The following is a 3,717-nucleotide window of genomic DNA, read 5'->3' as shown; positions in this document are numbered from 1 at the left end:
GTAAGGTGGTTTTACACTTTATGTGATTTTATTTAATTTTTCAGTCTCTAAATCCCAAGTTCTTTTAACTTCTCCTTAGTTGGGATTCCATTCACGTCCCAACCTCTAAGCTTGTAGTACTTTGGAAGCATTTCCGGAAGTTTGTGTACCCATCCTTTTGAAGGGCCCTCAGGAATAGGCTCTTCAAGAAGTCTCTTAGGAAGAGTATCTTCTTCTGACAATATACCCGCTTCAAGGTTGAATATTTTTTCAATATTCCAAATTCTATCTCCTATTTCAAGTATGTCGTCTCCAGTCAAATCAGTACCACAAATAGCATTGTACATATCTGCATAGTCGCCAGCACCAAGGGCAAATGAAGTAAATAGACACACTCCCAACGAGTCTATGGAAGCTGTAAGATCCTGGTATGTCTTTGTCCAATTTTCTTTTCCTTCAAGAGCAAACCTGTCAAGCTGCTCTGGAATGCCGAGAACTTCTGGAGAAATAAGGTATCCTCTTACGTGACATCCGCCCCTGTTTGAGGTAGCGTACTGAAGTCCCTGTCCCTGTACTCCTCTTGGGTCGTAGGCAGGAATTTCAAGTTTTTTGACAGTCATTGATAATTCAGGAACTCCGTATCCGTCAGTAAGTCTGTAAGAGCCTTTAGCCATCTTGTCTCCAAGTCCCTGTCTGTAGCCCATTCTTTTCACCCATTCTGCAATATCTGTTTCATTTCCAAACTCAAGTTTCAGACCATCAAGGTCTTCTTCTTTGATATATCCTTTTTGCTTCAGTTCTATTGCAGCTGCTATGGTAGATCCTGCAGATATAGTATCAAGACCCATTTCATTGCACCAATAGTTGGCTTCAATGATCGCTTCCATGTTGCTTATGCCACAGTCTGAACCAAATGCCCAGAGAGTTTCATACTCAGGTCCTCCGACCTGTTTGTCTCCCATGTTTACAAGTCGTCCACAGGCTATGGGACATCTGTAGCATGCAGTATTCTTAACAAGATATTTTTCAGCTAGAGTTTCACCACTTATTGCTTCTGCATCTCCAAATTGAGCTTTCTGGAAATTATCAGTAGGAAGACTTCCAAGCTCATTTAATATATTCACAAGAACTGCAGTTCCATATGTAGGAAGTCCCGATCCTGTAACTCCATTTTCTTTTATTCTAGCCAACTGGGCTTTATTCATTTCTTTGATTTTTTCCATATCTGGTACCATAGGCTTATTTGAACCCTTTACAACTACAGCCTTAAGGTTTTTCGAACCCATTACAGCACCAACTCCGGATCTTCCTGCCGCTCTATCTTCATCATTCATTATTGCCGCCATTTCTGATAGATTTTCTCCCGCTGGTCCAATAGTCATGATTTTGCAACCCTTGACATGTTTTTCTTTAAGTATTTTTGTAGTTTTTGAAACTACTGTTCCCCAAAGATCATCAGCTGGAAGAATCTCAACCTTGTCATCTTCAATGCTTACATATACAGGATTTTCTGCTTTTTCTTCAAATATGATAACATCATATCCTGCAAATTTTAGTTCTGCACCCCATTTTCCACCTGAGTTGGAGGAAGCAATAGTTCCTGACTGAGGTGATTTTGTTACTACCATGTATCTTCCACCAGTTGCTACGGGGTTTCCTGTCATAGGTCCAGTTACTACAAGAAGTTTGTTTTCAGGGCTTAATGGATCCACTTTAGGATCTACTTCATCCATCATTATTTTGGTACCAAGTCCTCTTCCACCGATAAATTTCTTTGCCATTTCCAAATCAAGTTCTTCCACTTTGTGTGTTCCGGCTTTCAAGTTAATTCTCAAAATCTTACCATTATATCCAAACATAAAAAAACCTCCTATGATTTATATAAGAGATTATTGCAATAAACATGCCAGTCATATAATAAATTGGATTTTCATTTAAAACGTTATATTGAAACACTTCCAGACAAAATCAAAGTTTGTACATTAATTAACAATATCCATTGTTTCATTATTGATCATTATTAATCAATGTACCCCGCTCCATTTCATCACACTGTTCCATTACTGAACATTTACACCGTATTTTTCCATCTTTCTATAAAGGGTGTTCCTGCTTATTCCCAAAATCGTTGATGTTTTTGTTATATTTCCTTTATATTTTTTCAAAATCTTTTCAATATGGAGTCTTTCCATGATATCCAGTGTAATATCCTCGCCCATGATTTCATCTCCACTATATATAATTCCCAACTTAGAACCTATATTGGAAGGGAGAGATTCAGTGTTGATTATGAGTTCCACAATATTTTCAAGTTCTCTTATATTTCCAGGCCATTCATAATCCATAAGATAACTCATATATTCTTCAGGTATTGAAACTTCTCTCTTGTTAAGCTTATGCGATTTTTTCTTCATAAAATATTCGAAAAGATGAGGAATATCCCCCGCCCTTTCCTTAAGAGGAGAAAGTCTTAATGGCAAAACATTGAGACGATAATAAAGGTCCTTTCTGAAATTTCCTTTTTCAACCTCTTCCTTCAGATTTTTATTTGTTGCTGCAATAACCCTTATGTCTATAGGTTTTTCATCCGAAGACCCTACCCTTCTTACCACACCCTCTTCAATTACACGTAGAAGCCTTGTTTGAAGGTCTATAGGCATTTCACCTATCTCATCAAGAAAGATTGTTCCTCCATCTGCTATTTCAAATTTACCAGGATGTCCACTTTGCTTAGCTCCAGTGAAAGCTCCTCCAACATATCCGAAAAGCTCGGACTCTATAAGATTCTTCGGAATTGCTCCACAGTTGAGTGCAACAAAAGGCTCATTCCTTCTATTGCTGTAATTTTGAATGGACTGTGCAAATATTTCCTTTCCCGTTCCGCTTTCACCCATAATTAGAACTGTTGATTTTGAATCAGCGATTTTCTTGGCGAACTCGATGGTTTTTATAAAACCTTTGTCTTCACCTATTATTTTGTCGAAGGTGTATATGGCCTTGGAACCCATAACCCTAGTTGCATGCTTCCTAAGCTTTTTTACATCCTTGATTACAAAAACTATTTCCATAGGTTTGCCTGATTTATCATTAATGGGGTAAGCACTCAGGTTTACCTCCATCTTATTTACCTTTACATTTACATACACATCTTCCTGGAAGATACTATCATTATTTTCAACAGTATCCCTTATTCTTTCCCAATCCAGTATAATGTCGGATACATTTGTTTTTCTAAGCTCCTCCATATCGTAACCAAACATTTCAGAAGTATTTTCATTTATAAGTTTAGGATTACCCTCAAAATCAGCTGAAAACACTGCAGCCTGAAACGAGTTCATTATTGATTCCATATAGCTCTTATTCATTGACAGTTTCTCAGTATATCTCCTAATCTTCATCATGCTTTCAATAGCATTTGCAGAAGCAGCTACCATTCCAAGGGTATGGGGATTTACAAGTTCTTTGTCCCCAGTAAGATCAATACATCCTATGATTTCACCCTTATGATTTCTTATTGGCGCTCCAGAACAAGTCCATTGGTGGAAGACCTTTATATAATGCTCTTCCCCTGAAACCTGTAGCGGCCTTCCTTCGTAAATACATGTACCCATACCATTTGTTCCAATATACTCTTCACCCATATAGGCTCCTGGAACCAATGCCGAATTAAAAGCTTTTTTAAGCATTTCATTATTTCCTATTATATTCAAAATACATCCATTTACATCATTTAGTATT

The 3,717-nt window shown here is 37.5% G+C and carries 2 protein-coding genes; both read right to left on the bottom strand.

Features of this window, described 5'->3' with window-relative positions; all coding sequences use genetic code 11:
• Positions 1 to 47 precede the first annotated feature (47 nt).
• Positions 48 to 1,838, bottom strand: a complete 1,791-nt coding sequence (locus AC3AX0_RS09160) for an aldehyde ferredoxin oxidoreductase family protein (RefSeq protein WP_487549994.1) — start codon at positions 1,836 to 1,838, stop codon at positions 48 to 50.
• Positions 1,839 to 2,039: 201 nt separating this feature from the next.
• Positions 2,040 to 3,717 (bottom strand): sigma-54-dependent Fis family transcriptional regulator (locus tag AC3AX0_RS09155; protein WP_487549993.1); only part of this gene is annotated, 1,678 nt, incomplete at its 5' end.

Source organism: Dethiosulfatibacter sp. (assembly GCF_983023055.1).
Note: the sequence above shows the minus strand (reverse complement) of the source record. Positions and strands in the feature narration are given on the sequence as shown.

Excerpts from the sequence above, each read along its gene's own strand:
- AC3AX0_RS09160 (WP_487549994.1), bottom strand. The coding sequence starts at position 1,838 with ATGTTTGGATATAATGGTAAGATTTTGAGAATTAACTTGAAAGCCGGA.